Raw genomic sequence first — 17,286 nt, 5'->3', positions numbered from 1 at the left:
ACCGAACACGGAAGTTAAGCTCTTCAGCGCCGATGGTAGTTGGGGGTTTCCCCCTGTGAGAGTAGGACGCCGCCAAGCTTCTATAAGGATCAGTTCCAGTCGGAACTGGTCTTTTTTGTTTTTTAAGAAAAGGAACAAACACTCGATCTGACATGGATACATATACTAAACTACCATCTAAAACATTCTTAATTTTGTATACAATTGAAAGCGCTAGGGCATACTGAAGCTATAAGTGGAGGTGTCACAATGAGCAAAAAAGAGCGAGAAGCGATTTGTTTGATTTGTGAAGAGAAAAAAACAAAGGGAATTTATTTATATCATCAGTTTTTGTGCCGAGAATGTGAGCGAAAGTTAATTTCTACATCGACCTCGGATCCTAGCTATGCCGATTATGTTAGAAAGCTTAAAAATCTTCATACGCCGCCTTTGTATTCATAGACCATTAGATGGTCTTTTTTTATGAGCCATGAAGGATTGGGCCTGTTTTTTTGGAACTTAGTTTGGACATCATCCGTAATTAATAATAAGATAAACAGAGAGCCTGATTATTCATAGGAGTCGATGAACATGAAATCAATTTTTTATACATTTATATGGGCCATCCTCTCTACTTTTTTTTCGCTTGTTATTTTAACCGTCAGTATTGGGGTTTTCCATCATCATGTTGGATTATCGATACTGTATGCGATGATGGGATGGGGCGTGATGTTTGCAGGGAGCAGATGGGTTGCTTTCCAGTTGTTTTTAAAGAAACACGGACTGTCTCGTAGTGATTATGTATATATCAAACAGCATTTAAAAGAAGCAGGACAAAAGCTTGTACGTTTAAAGAAAGCTTTATTTGCTGTGAAAAACGTACAAACGATCAAACATAATTATGAAATTCTCCGACTTGCACGACGAATCTATACGATTACAAAAAAAGAGCCGACTCGGTTTTATGATGCACAGCGTTTTTATTTCGAAAGCTTGGATTCTGTTGTTGAACTAACTGAAAAATATGCACTATTGTATAATCAGCCTGATCGCAGTCACGAGCTGGAAATGACACTGAGCCAAACTCGAGTAACGCTGACAGAGCTGCAAAAGCAATTGACGAACGATTTGCAGCAAGTATTAGGAAGAGACATAGAAGCCCTTCATATTGAGCTTGAAGTGGCAGATAAAATGATAAAGAAATAATGAAAGGAGTCAAACGCAATGAAACCAGAAGATCACATACGATCATCACCTGCTTCCACTACAGATCTTCAGTTTCGGGTGTTTGATACCTTATCTGATGAGGAGAAACAAGAAGCCATACAGCGTGCCGAGCAGATCCCTGACAATCCGCAAAAGCTGCTTTTCTATGGTACACGTGTTCAGGAACGATTATTGAAACAATCACAACAAATGATGAAATATGTTGAGAAAAAAGATATCGATCAAATAGGAGATGTGCTTGAGGCCTTTTTGCACCAGCTGCATATAGTAGAACCTGAGGATTTACTGCCAAAGAAGCAGGGCTTTTTTTTGAAGTTGTTTCAGCGGGAGAAGCGTTCTACTCAGGAAATCATATCGCGTTTTCAACATGCAAAATCACAGATCGAGAGATTATCAGCAAGACTTCGTTACGCAAAAGGCGGATTAATCTCGGATCATATGTTATTAGAGCGTTTATTTGAAGAAAATCAAACTTATTTCCAAGAGATGACGATGCAGGTTGCAGCAGTTGAAGCGAAAATGACAACTTTAGAAAAGCAGATCATATCAGAAACTCAGCATATTGGTAATCGGACTATAGAGGAGCAATTGATGAGTCAGGAATTCAATGCAGAAGAGTATATGGAGAGGTTGAAGGAACGGAAATATGATTTGCTGTTAAGCCGGCAAATTGCGTTGCAATGTAATGCCCAAATTCGAATGATCCAGCATACGAATCATACATTGGCCAATCACATTCAATCAACTGTTTCTGCATCCATTCCTCTATGGATCAACCAAATGTCGATTGCGTTAACGCATATTCAGCAGCGTGCCAATTCAGCTCTTCAGAATCGTATCCAAAAAACATACGAAAAGGTATCAAAGCAGCAGGGAGAACTTCTTGAAGAAGCAGCTTTTGCACCTATAGATACGTTGAAAAAGGTTCAACGCCAATTAGCAGAAACCTTACAGGAAACGCTACAGGTGAAAGAGCATGGAAGCCAAGAGCGAGCTCAATTGAAAAATAGCATGTTTGAGGCAGAACAGCAGCTGACAAATCACCAGCCAATAAAGGAATGAGAATCCATCTTTCGGTTCCCTTGTATGAACGTTATAATAGACTTAAGATATCGAAAGTGAAAAGGATCGATTTGTTTGAAAACACCTTTATATACAGCATTAGTACAACATGCGGAAAAGAAACCTTATTCTTTCCACGTTCCAGGACATCACAATGGAGATGTCTTTTTTGATGAGGCACGGACTTATTATGACTCAATTCTTCAGCTGGATGTAACAGAGCTTGAAGGATTAGATGATCTTCATCATCCAACTGGTGTGATTCAAGAGGCTGAACATTTATTGGCAAAGCTATATGGATCAGATCAAAGCTTTTTCCTTGTGAATGGGACAACTGTCGGAAATTTAGCGATGGTGATGACAGCCTGTCGTGCGGGAGATGAGATTTTCGTCCAGCGAAATTGTCATAAGTCTGTTTACCATGCGATTGAGCTTGCAGGAGCAACGCCTATTATGGTAGAAGCTGAGATAGATCAACACCTGCATGTTCCAACACATGTGACAGATGAAACAGTCAAAAAAGCCATAGCCAAACATCCTAATTGCCGGGCGATCGTTTTGACTTATCCGAACTACTATGGTCATGCAGCTGATTTATCAAAACTGATTCACATGTGCCACGAAGCAGGCATGATCGTTTTGGTTGATGAGGCACATGGTGCACATTTTGTATTAGGCGGCGCTTTTCCTCCATCTGCTCTTTCCTATGGAGCTGACGTGGTGGTACAATCAGCACATAAAACCCTTCCAGCCATGACAATGGGTTCCTACCTTCATCTTCAGGGGGGGCGAATGGATGCAAAACGTTTGAAAACATTCCTCACGATGCTTCAAAGCAGTTCTCCATCCTATCCAATTATGGCCTCATTAGATGTGGCAAGGGCCTATGTCGAGGAGATCAAGAAAAAAGGGATCCTGGATGGAACGATGAAAGGGCTGGCAGAGCTGAAAAATGAGTTCAACCGTATACCTCAGCTTGAAGTAGTCGAGTCTGAATTGCTTTCTAACGATCCATTAAAATGTGTGATTCGATCAACAAAAGGGCTGACGGGTTATGAACTAAAACGAGTGCTTGAATCAGTGGAGGTTCACCCAGAGCTTGCGGACGAACATCAGGTTTTACTTGTCTTTGGTTTAGAACAGAAGAAGGATATTCCTTTTAACCGAATAGAGCAGGCCCTTAATCAAAGCAATTCATTTCTCAAAGGAAAAGATCATATCCAAAGAGAGGCACTGGCTATTGAGAACAATGAGCATAGACAGGATATAGAAGCCGTCCCATTTGAACATGCAGCAGGCCGGATTAGTGCAGAATCGGTTATACCATATCCACCGGGTATTCCTTTGATCGTAAAGGGAGAACGTATTGAAATCGATCAAATCGCGGCTTTAAGCCGTTTGCTTGGACATCAGGTTCATGTTCAAGCGAGTCAGGTGATTCATCAGAGAAAATTATATGTTTATATAGAAGAGGAGACACTATGAGCGGTATGTTTATTACGTTTGAAGGGCCAGAGGGTGCCGGAAAAACGACAGTGATTCGAAAAGTGTATGAAGAAATGGAACGCCAAGGATATGCAGTCATGGCGACACGTGAGCCCGGCGGCATTGACATTGCAGAGCAGATTCGTGAAGTCATTTTAAATGAAAAAAACACAAAAATGGATGCGAAAACGGAAGCTTTGCTATATGCAGCGGCGAGAAGGCAGCATTTGGCTGAGAAGGTAGAACCGGCATTACAGCGCGGGCAGACAGTTTTATGTGATCGTTTTGTTGATAGCTCCCTTGCTTATCAAGGCTATGCGAGAGGGCTTGGGATTGAAGCAGTAAAATCAATTAATGATTTTGCTATCAATGGCACGATGCCGCAAATGACCATTTATTTTTCTATTACACCTGAGGAAGGGCTAAAGCGAATTGATGCCAACCAGGGAAGAGAAAAGAATCGATTAGACATGGAGACGCTGAATTTCCACCAGCTGGTCAGAGAAGGCTATGAACTGCTTATTGCACAATCACCAGAACGATTCCGTGTAGTGGATGCGTCTCAGCCGATGCAGGCTGTCTATGAAGAAGTCCTTCAATTGATTCAGGACACATTAAAACAAAATCAAATATGACCTAATTCCCAATCGTTGTTATAATATAGAGGAAGACATCGGCATGTCATCTGTGCCTAAAATAAAGGAGGCCAATCAAATGAAATTAATTGTTGCCGTTGTACAGGACCAAGATAGCAGCAAGTTGTTGAAAATATTGACTGAACATCATTTCGGCGTGACAAAATTAGCTTCAACTGGTGGGTTTTTAAAGTCTGGGAATACGACTTTTATTATTGGTTGTGATGATGTCCGAGTGGATAAAGCATTACAGCTTATAAAAGAAAATTGCCGTAAACGTGATCAGATGATCGCGCCTGTATCGCCAATGGGTGGAAATGCAGATTCATACGTACCATACCCTGTTGAGGTTGAAGTTGGCGGAGCTACTGTTTTTATTCTGCCAGTTGAACAATTTCATCAATTTTAAGGATGGGTTGCTGTGAAAATTAATCAAGATATGCGGCTGCGTTTAGAAAAGCGTGAACTTCAAGCGATGAAAGGAAACCAGACATCTGCTTCCTTTAAATCTTCGATGGAGACGCAAAGCGGCAAACTGCGCTTAGAACAGCTGACGGTCATGCTCAGTGATATCGAAGTGTTCGGTAAAAAGCTGGCGAAGTCACGAAACCTAAAGGATTTGGCAAGGTTTAAAGGACTGGTGAAGCGCTTTGTGAAAGAGACAGTCGATAATGGATTAAATATAGAAACATCAAGGAGCTTTGACATTTATGGCAACACACGTACACTTGCTTTAGTCAAAGCCTTAGATGAAAAGCTGATTGAATTAACCGAGGAAATGATGGATCAAGAGAAACCATCTATTGATTTGCTTGAACGTATTGGAGAAATAAAAGGTTTATTGATTAACCTTTACACATAGAGAGTGATAACATGGCAATTAGCTGGGATGACATGAATGATTTGCAGCCGCGCGTCATGCGGCTGATTTTTAATAGTATTGAAAAAGACCGACTTGCGCATGCCTACTTATTTGAAGGGAAAAAAGGAACCGGTAAGCTGGATGCAGCGATGCTTTTGGCTAAGAGCTTTTTTTGTATGGAATCAGGAGTGAAACCATGTGAATCCTGTCAAAACTGCAAAAGGATTGAATCAGGAAACCATCCCGATTTACATCTTGTGCAGCCCGATGGCCAATCAATTAAGAAGGCACAAGTGCAGGCACTGCAGGAGGAATTTACAAAAGCGGGTGTAGAATCTCACCGGAAAATGTATATTATTCTTCATGCGGACAAAATGACGGTCAATGCCGCGAACAGTTTATTGAAGTTCCTAGAGGAGCCCAATCGGGAAACGATGGCGGTTTTAATCACTGAGCAATCGCATAAAATGCTGGATACGATTATTTCAAGATGTCAGATGCTCAGCTTTCAGCCGCTGCAGCCACAATCCTTGGAGCAGCAGCTTTTACAAGAAGGCGTATCTCAGCATCTCGCAAGGCTTTTGTCGAATTTAACCAATAATTTAGCAGAAGCACTCGAATTAAGTCGAAATGATCAGTTTGCAGAGTCTAGAGCGAAAGTGATAAAATTGTATGAAGTCTTACACCAGCGAAAAGAACATGCATTTTTTTATATACAGGATCAATGGATGCCTTTTTTCAAAGAGAAAGACCTTCAAGAAACAGGTCTGGATATGCTTTTATTTATATATCGTGATGTATTGTCGATTCAAATAGGAAATGAAGATAAAGTCATTTATCAAGACTTATTCCAGACAATGAAGCAGCATGCGCTGCATTCCACACAGCAGATGGTGACCAGCCAGATCCTTGCTGTATTAGAAGCGAAAAAGAGACTTCAATCCAACGTGAATGCCCAAGGGCTGATGGAGCAATTGGTGTTGATGTTGCAGGAGGGATAAGCTTGTACAACGTAATTGGTGTTCGCTTTAAAAAAGCGGGCAAAATCTATTATTTCGATCCTAATGGATTTCATATAGAAAATGATAGTTGTGTCATTGTAGAAACGGTCAGAGGGGTTGAGTACGGACAAGTGGTCATCGCCAACAAAAAAGTAGATGAGCACGATGTGGTTCTCCCTCTGCGTAAAGTCATTCGTGTAGCAGACGAACGAGACCGGCTCATCGTTGAGGAAAACAAAGAAGCAGCGATGACAGCCTTTGATACTTGTCTTCAGAAGGTAAGTGAACATGGGCTGGAAATGAAACTGGTCGATGTTGAGTTTACATTTGACCGCAACAAGGTCATCTTCTACTTCACAGCAGATGGCAGAGTTGATTTCCGTGAGCTAGTGAAGGATCTTGCATCAATCTTCAAAACGAGAATTGAACTTCGCCAGATTGGTGTAAGAGACGAGGCAAAAATGCTTGGAGGCATTGGTCCTTGCGGGCGAATGCTCTGCTGTTCGACATTCTTAGGAGACTTTGAACCAGTGTCGATTAAGATGGCAAAGGATCAAAATCTATCGTTAAATCCTACAAAAATTTCAGGACTATGCGGCCGTTTGATGTGCTGCTTGAAATATGAGAATGATGAGTATGAAACAGCGAAGGAACAATTACCGGATATCGGCGAAACGATTCAGACGTCTAATGGCTCTGCAAAGGTAGTAGGGCTCAATATTTTAGAACGAATTTTGCAAGTTGAATTAACCGGGCAAGAAAAAGTGATAGAATATACATGGGAAGAATTATTACAAGAAGGCGTTGTATCTGCACAAACAACTGAGTAACGAGGTGTGCCACCTTGGATAAAAAGGAACTATTTGATACGGTGATTAATTTAGAAGAACAAATCGGTTCTCTTTATCGCCAGTTAGGTGATTTGAAAAATCATATCGGTGAAGTGATTGAAGAAAATCATCAGCTGCAGATGGAGAATCAGCACTTGCGTGAACGTCTGGATCAGTCCGATCGAGACAAATCGTCTGAGGCAGAGAATGATTCTGCCCAGAAGCCAAGTCATTCTGATATAGGAGAAGGTCATGATAACCTGGCTCGGTTATATCAGGAGGGCTTCCATATTTGTAATGTACATTATGGGAGCATTCGTAAAGAGGGAGACTGTTTGTTCTGTCTGTCATTTTTAAATAAAAAATGAGAAAAGGCTTCCGCTGAATCGGGAGCCTTTTTCACAGGAAAAGAAAGGATACATCATGGTTTCGTTAAGAGAAGATGAACGTTTAGATTACCTGCTCGCCGAAGATATGAAGATTATTCAAAGTAAAACTGTGTTTGCCTTTTCATTGGACGCAGTGTTATTAGCTAAATTTGCTTATGTGCCAATTCAAAAAGGGGAAATCATTGACCTTTGTACTGGAAATGGCATTGTGCCATTGCTGCTTTCGACTCGATCTAAGGCCTCGATTACGGGTGTTGAAATTCAAGAACGGCTGTTTGATATGGCAAAAAGAAGTGTGGAGTATAATCAACTTGCGCACCAGATCGAATTGATTCATGGTGACTTGAATGATATGCCGGAACGATACGGCAACCATAAAGTTGATGTGATTACATGTAACCCGCCATATTTTAAAACACCTTCTAAGGATGAAATCAATGAAAATGAGTATTTGGCGATTGCCCGGCATGAAATTCATTGTACATTAGAAGATGTCATTCGTGTTTCTTCCACGCTGCTAAAGCAAGGGGGGAAACTGGCGATGGTTCATCGACCAGGACGGCTGCTTGAGATTGTGGAATTAATGAAGAAATACCGAATTGAGCCAAAACGTATTCAATTTGTTTATCCCAAACAAGGGAAAGACGCCAATACCATCTTGGTAGAGGGCATAAAAGATGGAAAACCAGATCTGAAAATTCTCCCGCCTCTTTTTGTTTATGGGGAAGATCAGGAGTATACAGATGAAATCAGGACGATACTGTATGGAGAAGCATAATCATTACTTCTATGTATTAAAATGTGCAGATGGCAGTCTGTATGCAGGTTATACAAATGATTTACGAAAAAGACTGATGACTCACAATAGTGGAAAGGGAGCAAAGTATACAAGAGCGAGACGGCCGGTTGAGCTTTTTTATCATGAATGTTTTGCAACCAAAAGAGAAGCCATGCAGCAAGAATACCGTTTCAAAACGTGGACACGAAAAAAGAAAGACATGTATATAGAAGAAATGCGAATGGAAAAGGAGGCGGCACATGAAAAAGACACAGAAAAGCTTTGATGGTCAATCTAACATGGGCATTCTTTATCTCGTCCCAACCCCGATTGGAAATCTAGAAGATATGACGTTCCGAGCGATACAAACATTAAAAGATGTAGACTATATTGCCGCAGAAGATACAAGGCAAACGAAAAAGCTTTGTCATGTATACGAGATTGATACACCCTTAACGAGTTATCATGAGCATAACAAAGACAGCAGCGGCCACAAGTTAATCGAATGGCTAAAAGAAGGGAAAAGTATCGCACTCGTAAGTGATGCCGGTTTACCGACGATTTCAGATCCAGGGGCTGAAGTGGTTCGAGATTTTACTAGCATCGGAGGCTATGTCATTCCGTTACCTGGCGCAAATGCTGCACTAACGGCACTCATTGCATCAGGAATCGCGCCTCAGCCATTTTTCTTTTACGGTTTTCTCGACCGTCAAAAAAAAGAAAAGAAAAAGCAGCTTGAAGCCTTGAAGAAACGCCAAGAAACGATCATTTTCTATGAAGCGCCCCATCGGTTAAAAGAAACGCTGACTTTGATGAAGGAAGTGTGGGGAAATCGGAACATCGCCATTACGAGAGAACTAACGAAAAAATTCGAAGAGTTTATTCGTGGAGATTTAGAGTCTGTGCTGACATGGGCTGCGGAGAATCAAATCCGCGGTGAGTTCTGTCTTGTGGTGCAAGGAAATGATCAAGCTGAAGAAGAGCTGAATGAAGAAGCATGGTGGACGTCCTTATCTGAAAAAGAACATGTGATTCATTACATAGAGGAAGGATTAACGTCAAAGGAGGCCATTAAACGTACAGCTGTCGAACGTGGTGTGCCAAAGCGCACGATATACGATGCTTATCATATTGAACAATAAAGAAAGGTTCTTGCAAACGGTGCAAGAACCTTTTTTATATGAAACTTATTTTTGTGATTGAAGTTGGTTTTGGATTTCGTTAATGATTTGCTCTGCACCTTCACGGCTAAGAACTAATTTACCATTAGCAAGTTTAAGGTTATCGTCTGATACTTCACCTGTTACTTGGCAAGTCATGTTTGGTTTATATTTTTTTAGGATAATTTTTTCATCATCAACATAAATTTCCAAAGCGTCTTTTTCAGCGATTCCTAGCGTACGGCGAAGTTCGATTGGAATCACCACGCGTCCTAATTCGTCAACTTTACGTACAATACCTGTAGATTTCATCTTCATTCTCCTCCCAAAAAGTTCTTATTCTTAAAATAATATTATCTTCGTCATTATTCGACAAATTCCTTACATTCCTAGCATAACAAGGTTTCCATAAATCGTCAATCATTTTGTTTACTATTGTTTGTAAAATATGACTCTTAAAGTCAAAAGACCTTGAAACTACTGATGTATAAGGATTTTGTAGGCTTTTTCTATGAAAATGTATGAAATGACGAGATCAGATTAACAAGACTTTTGCCCTAATTTAGCCAATTGTAAATCTGGAAATAGATTTCATACGACAATATTCGACAAAATGTCGACGGGTTTGTCGTTTTTTTCGAAAAACTCATCTTTTTCGATCATTTCATCTTGTTCTATGTATATATGCTTGATCTTAAAGGCTAAGATGGTATCATAGAGAAAGTACAAGCGCAACAAATAATTTAATAATGCACATTTTAATGATTTCATAACCGCTCTCGTCCATTGGGCGGGAGTTTTTGACATTTACACACACGCAGGAGGTTCCGACATGCCGGAAAAGAAAAAAACGTTTTATCTGACGACACCTATTTACTATCCGAGCGGAAAATTACATATTGGACATGCTTATACGACAGTAGCAGGAGATGCTATGGCTCGTTATAAACGTCTTCAAGGCTATGATGTGATGTATTTAACAGGTACAGATGAGCACGGACAAAAAATTCAGCAAAAAGCTGAAGAACAAAATATCACACCAATCGAGTATTTAGATCCTGTCGTTGAAGACATTAAATCATTATGGAAGAAACTCGACATTTCGAATGATGACTTCATCCGTACAACAGAAAAAAGACATACGAAAATCATTGAGCAGGTCTTCCAAAAATTGCTTGATCAAGGCGATATTTATTTAGATCAATATGAGGGCTGGTACAGTATTCCTGATGAGACATTCTATACGGAAACACAGCTTGTTGATGTTGAGCGTAATGAGAAAGGTGAAGTCATTGGCGGGAAAAGCCCTGACAGCGGACACCCTGTTGAATTAATTAAAGAGGAATCATATTTCTTCCGTATGAGTAAGTATGCGGATCGTTTGCTTGATTATTACGAAAAGAATCCATCGTTTATTCAGCCTGAATCAAGAAAGAATGAAATGATTAATAACTTCATTAAACCAGGTTTAGAGGATTTAGCCGTATCAAGAACAACCTTTGATTGGGGAATTAAAGTTCCTAACAATCCAAAACACGTCATTTATGTATGGATTGATGCGTTATTCAACTATTTAACTGCGATTGGCTATGGAACAGATCAAGATGAGAAATATAAAAAATATTGGCCTGCCAACGTACATCTTGTAGGAAAAGAAATTGTACGCTTTCATACGATTTATTGGCCGATTATGTTAATGGCATTAGATCTGCCTCTACCGAAGCAAATTTTCGCACACGGCTGGCTGCTCATGAAAGATGGCAAAATGTCTAAATCAAAAGGGAATGTGGTAGATCCGGTCACATTAATTGATCGCTATGGCCTCGATGCCCTCCGTTATTATCTGCTTCGCGAAGTACCATTTGGTGCGGATGGTGTGTTTACACCAGAAGGATTCGTGGAACGTGTAAACTATGACCTTGCCAATGATTTAGGTAACTTGCTTAATCGTACAGTTGCGATGGTCCAAAAATATTTTGACGGCACATTAAGCAGCTATAAGGGCCCTGTTAATGGGTTTGATGAAGAGCTGAAAGCAGTTGCTGAGCAAACAGTCAAAGCCTATGAAGAGGCGATGGAAAACCTTGAATTCTCGGTGGCTCTTTCAAATGTTTGGACATTAATCAGCAGAACCAATAAATATATTGATCAAACAGCTCCATGGGTGCTGGCAAAGGATGAAACAAAACGAAAAGAATTGCATTCTGTTATGTATCATTTAGCAGAATCACTTCGAATCACAGCAGTCCTCTTAACGCCATTCCTAACGAAAACACCTGAGAAAATCTTCTTCCAGCTTGGAATTGAAGAAGAGAAGCTTAAGAGCTGGGATAGTATCCTATCATTTGGTGCGATTCAACATGCGACGGTACAAAAAGGCGAGCCTTTGTTCCCGCGTTTAGAGGTTGAAGAAGAAGTAGCCTACATTAAAGAAAAAATGCAGGGAAGTGCACCTAAGGTAGAAGAAGAGAAAGTGGAAATCGAAGAAACGGAATTACCTGAGCTGGGAGCAGAAATTGCATTTGATGATTTCTCAAAAGTCGATCTTCGAGTCGCTCAGGTTTTGGAAGCAGCCCCAGTGAAAAAAGCAGATCGTCTTTTAAAGCTTCAGCTTGATTTTGGATTTGAAAAAAGACAAATAGTCTCAGGGATTGCCAAGCACTATCAACCAGAGGAATTAGTAGGGAAAAAGCTCGTTTGCGTAGCGAATCTTACACCAGTTAAACTCAGAGGGGAAATTTCCCAGGGAATGATTTTAACTGGAGAAACAGGCGGGAAATTGCAGGTTCTTGAAGTAGATCAATCTCTAGCAAATGGAACAAAAATTTTATAAAGCAACAAAGGTGTTCCACGTGTAACATTTCGTCGAACACCTTTTGTTTTTTAGCAGAATTGTCGAAAGGAGCAATCAACAATGTTATTTGATACACATGCCCACTTAAATTCACAACAATACAAAGAAGACTTAGAGCAGGTGATCGAAAGAGCAAAAAGCGAAAAAGTTGAGAAAATCGTGGTGGTGGGGTTTGACCGTCCGACAATTATGAGAGCGATGGAATTAATTGAAGAGTATGATTTCATATATGCAGCTATTGGCTGGCATCCAGTCGATGCTATTGATATGACAGATGAGGATTTGGCTTGGATTAAAGATTTATCTCAACACGAAAAAGTGGTTGCGATTGGAGAAATGGGTCTGGATTACTATTGGGACAAGTCACCAAAAGATGTACAAAAGGAAGTCTTTAGACGCCAAATTGCTCTTGCGAAGGAAGTGAATCTTCCAATCGTTATTCATAACCGTGACGCAACGGAAGATGTCGTGACAATTTTAAAGGAAGAGGGAGCAGCTGAGGTTGGAGGTATTATGCACTGCTTTACGGGTAGCTTAGAAACTGCAAAAGCGTGTATGGATATGAATTTTTACATCTCATTCGGTGGACCCGTGACATTTAAAAATGCCAAGAAGCCAAAGGAAGTTGTAAAAGAGATACCAGGTGACCGGCTTTTGATTGAAACAGACTGCCCATACTTAACGCCAGTGCCATTTAGGGGGAAACGTAACGAGCCAAGTTATGTCAAATATATCGCAGAACAGATTGCGGAGCTGAGAGAAATCAGCTTTGAAGAGCTTGCCGAATTGACAACAAAAAATGCAAAAAAAGTTTTCCGTATAAACTGACAGTATATGATGTCAATCCTTGTTTAAGCTTGTCCAATTGTGAAACATAACGAAAAAGTTCTACACGTTTGCGCCTCCTCATAGGATAAGTTGTCGATAAGTCTTTCTTCCCTTCTTTCCATAAATCTCCCATAATAGGTTTACAATCGAGCATTTTTGTACAGTGGGTGGAAGGGTTGACAGGTTTTGAGATACTCTATATAATCTCTCCGAGGAGAAGGAGGCGTTTTTCATCGTACAAAAAATGAAAAATCTGTTTTCTGTTAAGCTAGGAAAAGGCAAGGTTTTATTACTAGTTGTTTGCTTGCTTTTAGCTGGAACTGGGACGGCTTACGGTGCGCATGAGCTCACTAAGCAGTCTATTACCATTTCAATCAATGGTAAAGAGAAGACAATTCGTACACATGAAGAGACAGTAGCACAGCTGCTTTCAGACCTTGGCATAAGGACCAAGGCGGAGGATCATATCACTCCAAGTCTAAATACAAAGATTCAAGACAACATGAACATTGTGTATGATGCGGCTATACCGGTTCATCTGACCCTAGATGGGAAAGAGAAAACGATATGGACAACAGATCAGACGGTTGGAGCATTATTGAAGAATGAGAAGATAGATATTGGGAAGCACGATCAAGTCACTCCAGGAAAGAATGACAAGTTAAAAAAGGATATGAATCTTGTGGTTCAGCAGGCCTTCCAGGTCAGCTTAAATGATGGAGGAAAAGATAAAAAAGTGTGGACCACTTCGACTACGGTCGCTGACTTTTTAAAGCAACAAGAGCTGAAGCTCAAGAAGCACGATAAGATCAAGCCTGCGTTACATAGTAACCTTTCTAAAAAGAGCGCAGATATAAAGATCACTCGGGTGGAAAAAGTCACCGATGTAGTGGAAGAGAAAATTGCTTTTGATACCAAACATAAAAAGGACCATTCTCTTGAAAAAGGGAAAGAGAAGGTACTTAAAAAAGGTGAAGAAGGTAAATTAAAGAAGCACTATGCCATTGTGAAAGAAAACGGCAAAGTGGTGTCTAAAGAATTGATTAAAGAAGTGACCGAAAAAGATAGTAAGGACCGTTTAGTGGCTATTGGTACACAAGTGACCAAAAAGGAGCCTACAGCGTCCCCTGTGGTTTCACGAAGCAATGAGTCTTCAGGAAAAGAATTTTATGTGGCGTCAACAGCCTATACAGCGAGCTGTGCTGGATGTACGGGCAGAACGTCTACAGGTTTTGATTTAAAAGCGAATCCGGGTGCAAAGGTCATAGCAGTTGATCCGAGTGTCATTCCGCTGGGCTCAAAAGTGTATGTGGAAGGCTATGGATATGCCGTTGCATCAGACACTGGATCTGCTATAAAAGGGAATAAAATTGATGTGTTCGTCCCAAGTAAGTCGGCAGCTTATCAATGGGGAAATAAACGAGTGAAAATTAGAGTACTCAAATAAACACATCAAATCATTTATATGAACAGAGGGCTTTGCGCACCCTCTGTTTTTTTGGTTATAATAGAAGCACTGTTTTCTAATTAATTAGACGCAAAAACAGCATGAAAGGTTTCGTTTTTTTAACCAAAAAATGTAGATTGTTTTTGCAAGCGGAGGAATACATGAAAATCAAAGAAATCATTGTGGTGGAGGGTCGTGATGACACTGCCAGAGTGAGGATGGCGGTTGATGCAGATACGATCGAAACAAACGGATCTGCCATTGGCGATACAGTTATTCAACAAGTGCGTCTTGCTCAGGAGACGAGAGGGGTCATTATTTTAACAGATCCTGATTTTCCTGGGGAGAAGATCCGTAAAACCATCGCAGAGGCGGTTCCTGGCTGTAAGCACGCCTTTTTGCCAAAACATCTTGCGAAGGCGAAGCGGGATAAAGGAATTGGCGTCGAGCATGCTTCCTTGGACAGTATTCGGGAATGTCTTGCCCATGTCCATGAAGAAATGGAAGAATCGGAAAGTGACATTACATTAGACGACTTATTTGACGCAGGCCTTATCGGAGGCGAAGCATCGAAACGCCGCCGCGAACGACTAGGAGTGCTTTTAAATATAGGATATACCAATGCGAAGCAGCTGCAAAAGCGCCTTCACATGTTCCAAATAACCAAACATGATTTTATTGCGGCCTTAAAGACCGTCATGCAGGAGGAAGCCGATGAATAAAGATATTGCGACACCCGTCAGAACGAAGGAAATACTGAAGAAGTACGGTTTCTCTTTTAAAAAGAGCTTGGGGCAGAACTTCTTAATTGATACAAATATTTTAGATCGCATTGTCGATCACGCAGAGGTTACAGATGAGACCGGCGTCATTGAAATTGGGCCTGGTATCGGCGCATTGACAGAGCAGCTCGCTAAACGTGCAAAGAAAGTCACCGCTTTTGAAATCGATCAGCGTTTATTGCCTATTTTAAACGATACGCTTTCTCCATATGATAATGTCACGATTATTCATCAAGATGTATTAAAGGCGGATGTGAGAAAGGTCATCGAAGAAAATTTTGCTGACTGTAAAGAAGTGATGGTCGTAGCCAACCTTCCGTATTACGTGACAACACCGATTATTATGAAATTGCTTGAAGAAAACCTTCCATTGAAAGGGATCGTGGTCATGCTGCAAAAAGAAGTAGCAGATCGTATGGCAGCTGTCCCTTCATCAAAGGAATACAATTCATTGTCTATCGCAGTTCAATTTTATACGGAAGCAAAAACGGTGATGGTTGTGCCTAAAACGGTTTTTGTTCCTCAGCCAAATGTTGATTCGGCTGTGATTAAGCTGACTGTTCGTGAAACGCCTGCTGTCTCAGTAGAAAATGATGCGTTTTTCTTTCAATTGATCCGAGCGAGCTTTGGCCAGCGCCGGAAAACATTGATGAATAATTTGATGAACAATTTTCCTGATGGAAAAAAACATAAAGCGATCATCGAGGAAGCTCTTCAAACGGCAGATATTGATGGAAAGCGCCGCGGAGAATCATTATCCATTGAGGAATTTGCCAGATTGTCGAATGTTTTACAAAAAGCCCTATCGTAAGGGCTTTTTTCTTTTGTTTTTCACCACTTCAACTGTTCGGGCATAGGCTAGAAAGAACAGCACATATGAAAGAAGAACATGTTTAGTGTAAGACGATACCAACAGGATATGAGCCTGATTGTGGAGTGAAAAGCATGCAATTTCAAATAGGAGATATGGTGACGAGGGCATCCTATCAAATGGATATTATGTTTCGAATCATTCGAATTGATGAGACAGATCAGCACGAAGCCACTGCCATATTGCATGGGAATGAAGTGAGGCTGATTGCTGATGCTAAGATGTCGGATCTCGTCTTGATTCAAAAAGAGGAGCAGCTGACAAGGGAGAAGGACGACGAACGGAAAATTAATGAATCGCTCGACTTACTAAGGCAGGATTATCAGCTGCTGCGTGAAAAACAAGAGTATTATACTTCTGGCCAATATCACCATCAGGAGCAGTATTTTCACATGCCTGGAAAGGTCCTTCATTTAGATGGAGATGCTTCATACTTAAAGAAATGCTTAGATGTATATGAACGAATTGGTGTGCCTGTATACGGAGTACATTGTCATGAGAAGAAAATGCCAAGCGTGATCGATTCGTTACTTGATCAATATCGGCCTGATATTTTGGTCATTACAGGGCATGATGCGTATTCCAAGCAAAAGGGCGGCGTAAATGATATCGGTGCCTATCGCCATTCTCGTCATTTCGTTGAAACGGTTCAAAAAGCAAGAAAGAAAATTCCTCATTTAGATCAGCTTGTGATCTTTGCGGGTGCCTGTCAATCCCATTTTGAATCATTGATCCAAGCAGGTGCCAATTTTGCAAGCTCACCTTCACGTGTGAACATCCATGCGCTCGACCCCGTCTATATCGTTGCGAAGATCAGCTTCACTCCTTTTGTAGATCGAATCAATGTGTGGGATGTGCTTCGTAATACATTAACAAGAGAAAAAGGTCTCGGAGGCATCGAGACGAAGGGTGTTTTAAGGGTAGGTATGCCATATAAAAAAGACCATGAATCGACATAACCCGACTGATTTCAGTCTGGTTTTTTTATGTGTAAAAAGAAATTTCAAATGGATACATAATTCACCGGAATTTGAGAAAAATAGGGAGGAGAAAAGGTAGAAGTTTGTCAAAATTATTTTGTTGACAATGGCTCGTG

At 40.7% G+C, this 17,286-nt stretch carries 20 protein-coding genes and 1 rRNA gene; 20 read left to right on the top strand and 1 reads right to left on the bottom strand.

The window, feature by feature from the left end; all coding sequences use genetic code 11:
- The 14 genes from rrf to rsmI form a co-directional block, all read left to right on the top strand.
- A 5S ribosomal RNA gene (gene rrf / locus ACP69X_RS18690) occupies nucleotides 1–78 on the top strand; the annotation flags it as partial.
- A gap of 171 nt (nucleotides 79–249) precedes the next feature.
- Nucleotides 250–441 carry a sigma factor G inhibitor Gin gene (locus ACP69X_RS18685; RefSeq protein WP_024425620.1) on the top strand — a complete coding sequence of 64 codons (192 nt, stop codon included), beginning with the start codon at nucleotides 250–252 and terminating at the stop codon, nucleotides 439–441.
- A 129-nt stretch (nucleotides 442–570) separates the two neighbouring features.
- Nucleotides 571–1,185 (top strand): 5-bromo-4-chloroindolyl phosphate hydrolysis family protein, encoded by a 615-nt coding sequence (locus tag ACP69X_RS18680; RefSeq protein ID WP_024425621.1) that lies wholly within the window; start codon nucleotides 571–573, stop codon nucleotides 1,183–1,185.
- An 18-nt stretch (nucleotides 1,186–1,203) separates the two neighbouring features.
- Entirely contained in the window at nucleotides 1,204–2,268 is a 1,065-nt protein-coding gene (locus ACP69X_RS18675; protein WP_305961035.1) for a toxic anion resistance protein, read from the top strand.
- Between the two features lie 75 nt (nucleotides 2,269–2,343).
- Nucleotides 2,344–3,753, top strand: coding sequence for an aminotransferase class I/II-fold pyridoxal phosphate-dependent enzyme (locus tag ACP69X_RS18670; protein ID WP_073979328.1), 1,410 nt, complete (start codon nucleotides 2,344–2,346; stop codon nucleotides 3,751–3,753).
- Nucleotides 3,750–4,388, top strand: a complete 639-nt coding sequence (tmk, locus tag ACP69X_RS18665) for a dTMP kinase (protein ID WP_039175875.1) — start codon at nucleotides 3,750–3,752, stop codon at nucleotides 4,386–4,388. Before ACP69X_RS18670 ends, tmk begins: the two co-directional genes overlap by 4 nt.
- Nucleotides 4,389–4,467: 79 nt before the next feature.
- Nucleotides 4,468–4,797: a cyclic-di-AMP receptor gene (locus tag ACP69X_RS18660; RefSeq protein WP_024425625.1), complete on the top strand. Its 330-nt coding sequence runs from the start codon at nucleotides 4,468–4,470 to the stop codon at nucleotides 4,795–4,797.
- Nucleotides 4,798–4,809: 12 nt separating this feature from the next.
- A complete protein-coding gene (locus tag ACP69X_RS18655; protein ID WP_073979327.1) occupies nucleotides 4,810–5,250 on the top strand; it encodes a YaaR family protein in 441 nt (146 codons plus the stop codon).
- 11 nt (nucleotides 5,251–5,261) lie between these two features.
- A complete protein-coding gene (gene holB, locus ACP69X_RS18650) occupies nucleotides 5,262–6,251 on the top strand; it encodes a DNA polymerase III subunit delta' (RefSeq protein WP_041085337.1) in 990 nt (329 codons plus the stop codon).
- A gap of 2 nt (nucleotides 6,252–6,253) precedes the next feature.
- Nucleotides 6,254–7,081, top strand: a complete 828-nt coding sequence (locus tag ACP69X_RS18645) for a PSP1 domain-containing protein (RefSeq protein ID WP_024425628.1) — start codon at nucleotides 6,254–6,256, stop codon at nucleotides 7,079–7,081.
- Between the two features lie 14 nt (nucleotides 7,082–7,095).
- Nucleotides 7,096–7,449 (top strand): DNA replication initiation control protein YabA, encoded by a 354-nt coding sequence (yabA, locus tag ACP69X_RS18640; RefSeq protein ID WP_024425629.1) that lies wholly within the window; start codon nucleotides 7,096–7,098, stop codon nucleotides 7,447–7,449.
- A gap of 55 nt (nucleotides 7,450–7,504) precedes the next feature.
- Nucleotides 7,505–8,248: a tRNA1(Val) (adenine(37)-N6)-methyltransferase gene (locus tag ACP69X_RS18635; protein ID WP_269104269.1), complete on the top strand. Its 744-nt coding sequence runs from the start codon at nucleotides 7,505–7,507 to the stop codon at nucleotides 8,246–8,248.
- Complete coding sequence (locus ACP69X_RS18630; protein WP_426052963.1) at nucleotides 8,235–8,534, top strand: GIY-YIG nuclease family protein; 300 nt, start codon at nucleotides 8,235–8,237, stop codon at nucleotides 8,532–8,534. Before ACP69X_RS18635 ends, ACP69X_RS18630 begins: the two co-directional genes overlap by 14 nt.
- Nucleotides 8,509–9,390, top strand: coding sequence for a 16S rRNA (cytidine(1402)-2'-O)-methyltransferase (rsmI, locus tag ACP69X_RS18625; protein WP_073979324.1), 882 nt, complete (start codon nucleotides 8,509–8,511; stop codon nucleotides 9,388–9,390). The genes ACP69X_RS18630 and rsmI overlap by 26 nt, the downstream gene beginning before the upstream one ends.
- A 45-nt stretch (nucleotides 9,391–9,435) precedes the next feature.
- Here rsmI and ACP69X_RS18620 read toward each other — a convergent pair whose 3' ends face one another.
- Nucleotides 9,436–9,726 (bottom strand): AbrB/MazE/SpoVT family DNA-binding domain-containing protein, encoded by a 291-nt coding sequence (locus ACP69X_RS18620; RefSeq protein ID WP_087975202.1) that lies wholly within the window; start codon nucleotides 9,724–9,726, stop codon nucleotides 9,436–9,438.
- Nucleotides 9,727–10,240: 514 nt separating this feature from the next.
- Here ACP69X_RS18620 and metG point away from each other — a divergent pair.
- From metG to yabG, 6 genes are all read left to right on the top strand, one after another.
- Nucleotides 10,241–12,241, top strand: a complete 2,001-nt coding sequence (gene metG, locus ACP69X_RS18615) for a methionine--tRNA ligase (RefSeq protein WP_073979322.1) — start codon at nucleotides 10,241–10,243, stop codon at nucleotides 12,239–12,241.
- 81 nt (nucleotides 12,242–12,322) lie between these two features.
- A complete protein-coding gene (locus ACP69X_RS18610) occupies nucleotides 12,323–13,090 on the top strand; it encodes a TatD family hydrolase (RefSeq protein WP_426052962.1) in 768 nt (255 codons plus the stop codon).
- Nucleotides 13,091–13,334: 244 nt separating this feature from the next.
- Nucleotides 13,335–14,537 (top strand): G5 and 3D domain-containing protein, encoded by a 1,203-nt coding sequence (locus ACP69X_RS18605; RefSeq protein ID WP_073979321.1) that lies wholly within the window; start codon nucleotides 13,335–13,337, stop codon nucleotides 14,535–14,537.
- Nucleotides 14,538–14,698: 161 nt separating this feature from the next.
- On the top strand, nucleotides 14,699–15,259 hold the full coding sequence (gene rnmV, locus ACP69X_RS18600; RefSeq protein WP_411243262.1) for a ribonuclease M5: 561 nt from the start codon (nucleotides 14,699–14,701) through the stop codon (nucleotides 15,257–15,259).
- Nucleotides 15,252–16,130 carry a 16S rRNA (adenine(1518)-N(6)/adenine(1519)-N(6))-dimethyltransferase RsmA gene (rsmA, locus tag ACP69X_RS18595; RefSeq protein WP_039175905.1) on the top strand — a complete coding sequence of 293 codons (879 nt, stop codon included), beginning with the start codon at nucleotides 15,252–15,254 and terminating at the stop codon, nucleotides 16,128–16,130. The genes rnmV and rsmA overlap by 8 nt, the downstream gene beginning before the upstream one ends.
- 134 nt (nucleotides 16,131–16,264) lie before the next feature.
- Nucleotides 16,265–17,149 (top strand): sporulation peptidase YabG, encoded by an 885-nt coding sequence (yabG, locus tag ACP69X_RS18590; protein ID WP_041085323.1) that lies wholly within the window; start codon nucleotides 16,265–16,267, stop codon nucleotides 17,147–17,149.
- The last annotated feature ends 137 nt before the right edge of the window (nucleotides 17,150–17,286 follow it).

Origin of the sequence: Bacillus sp. DC4300-2b2 (assembly GCF_049895685.1) — a bacterium.
GTDB lineage: Bacteria > Bacillota > Bacilli > Bacillales > Bacillaceae > Bacillus > Bacillus safensis.
The sequence above is the reverse complement of the archived record's forward strand: the minus strand, read 5'-3'. Positions and strand labels throughout refer to the sequence as shown.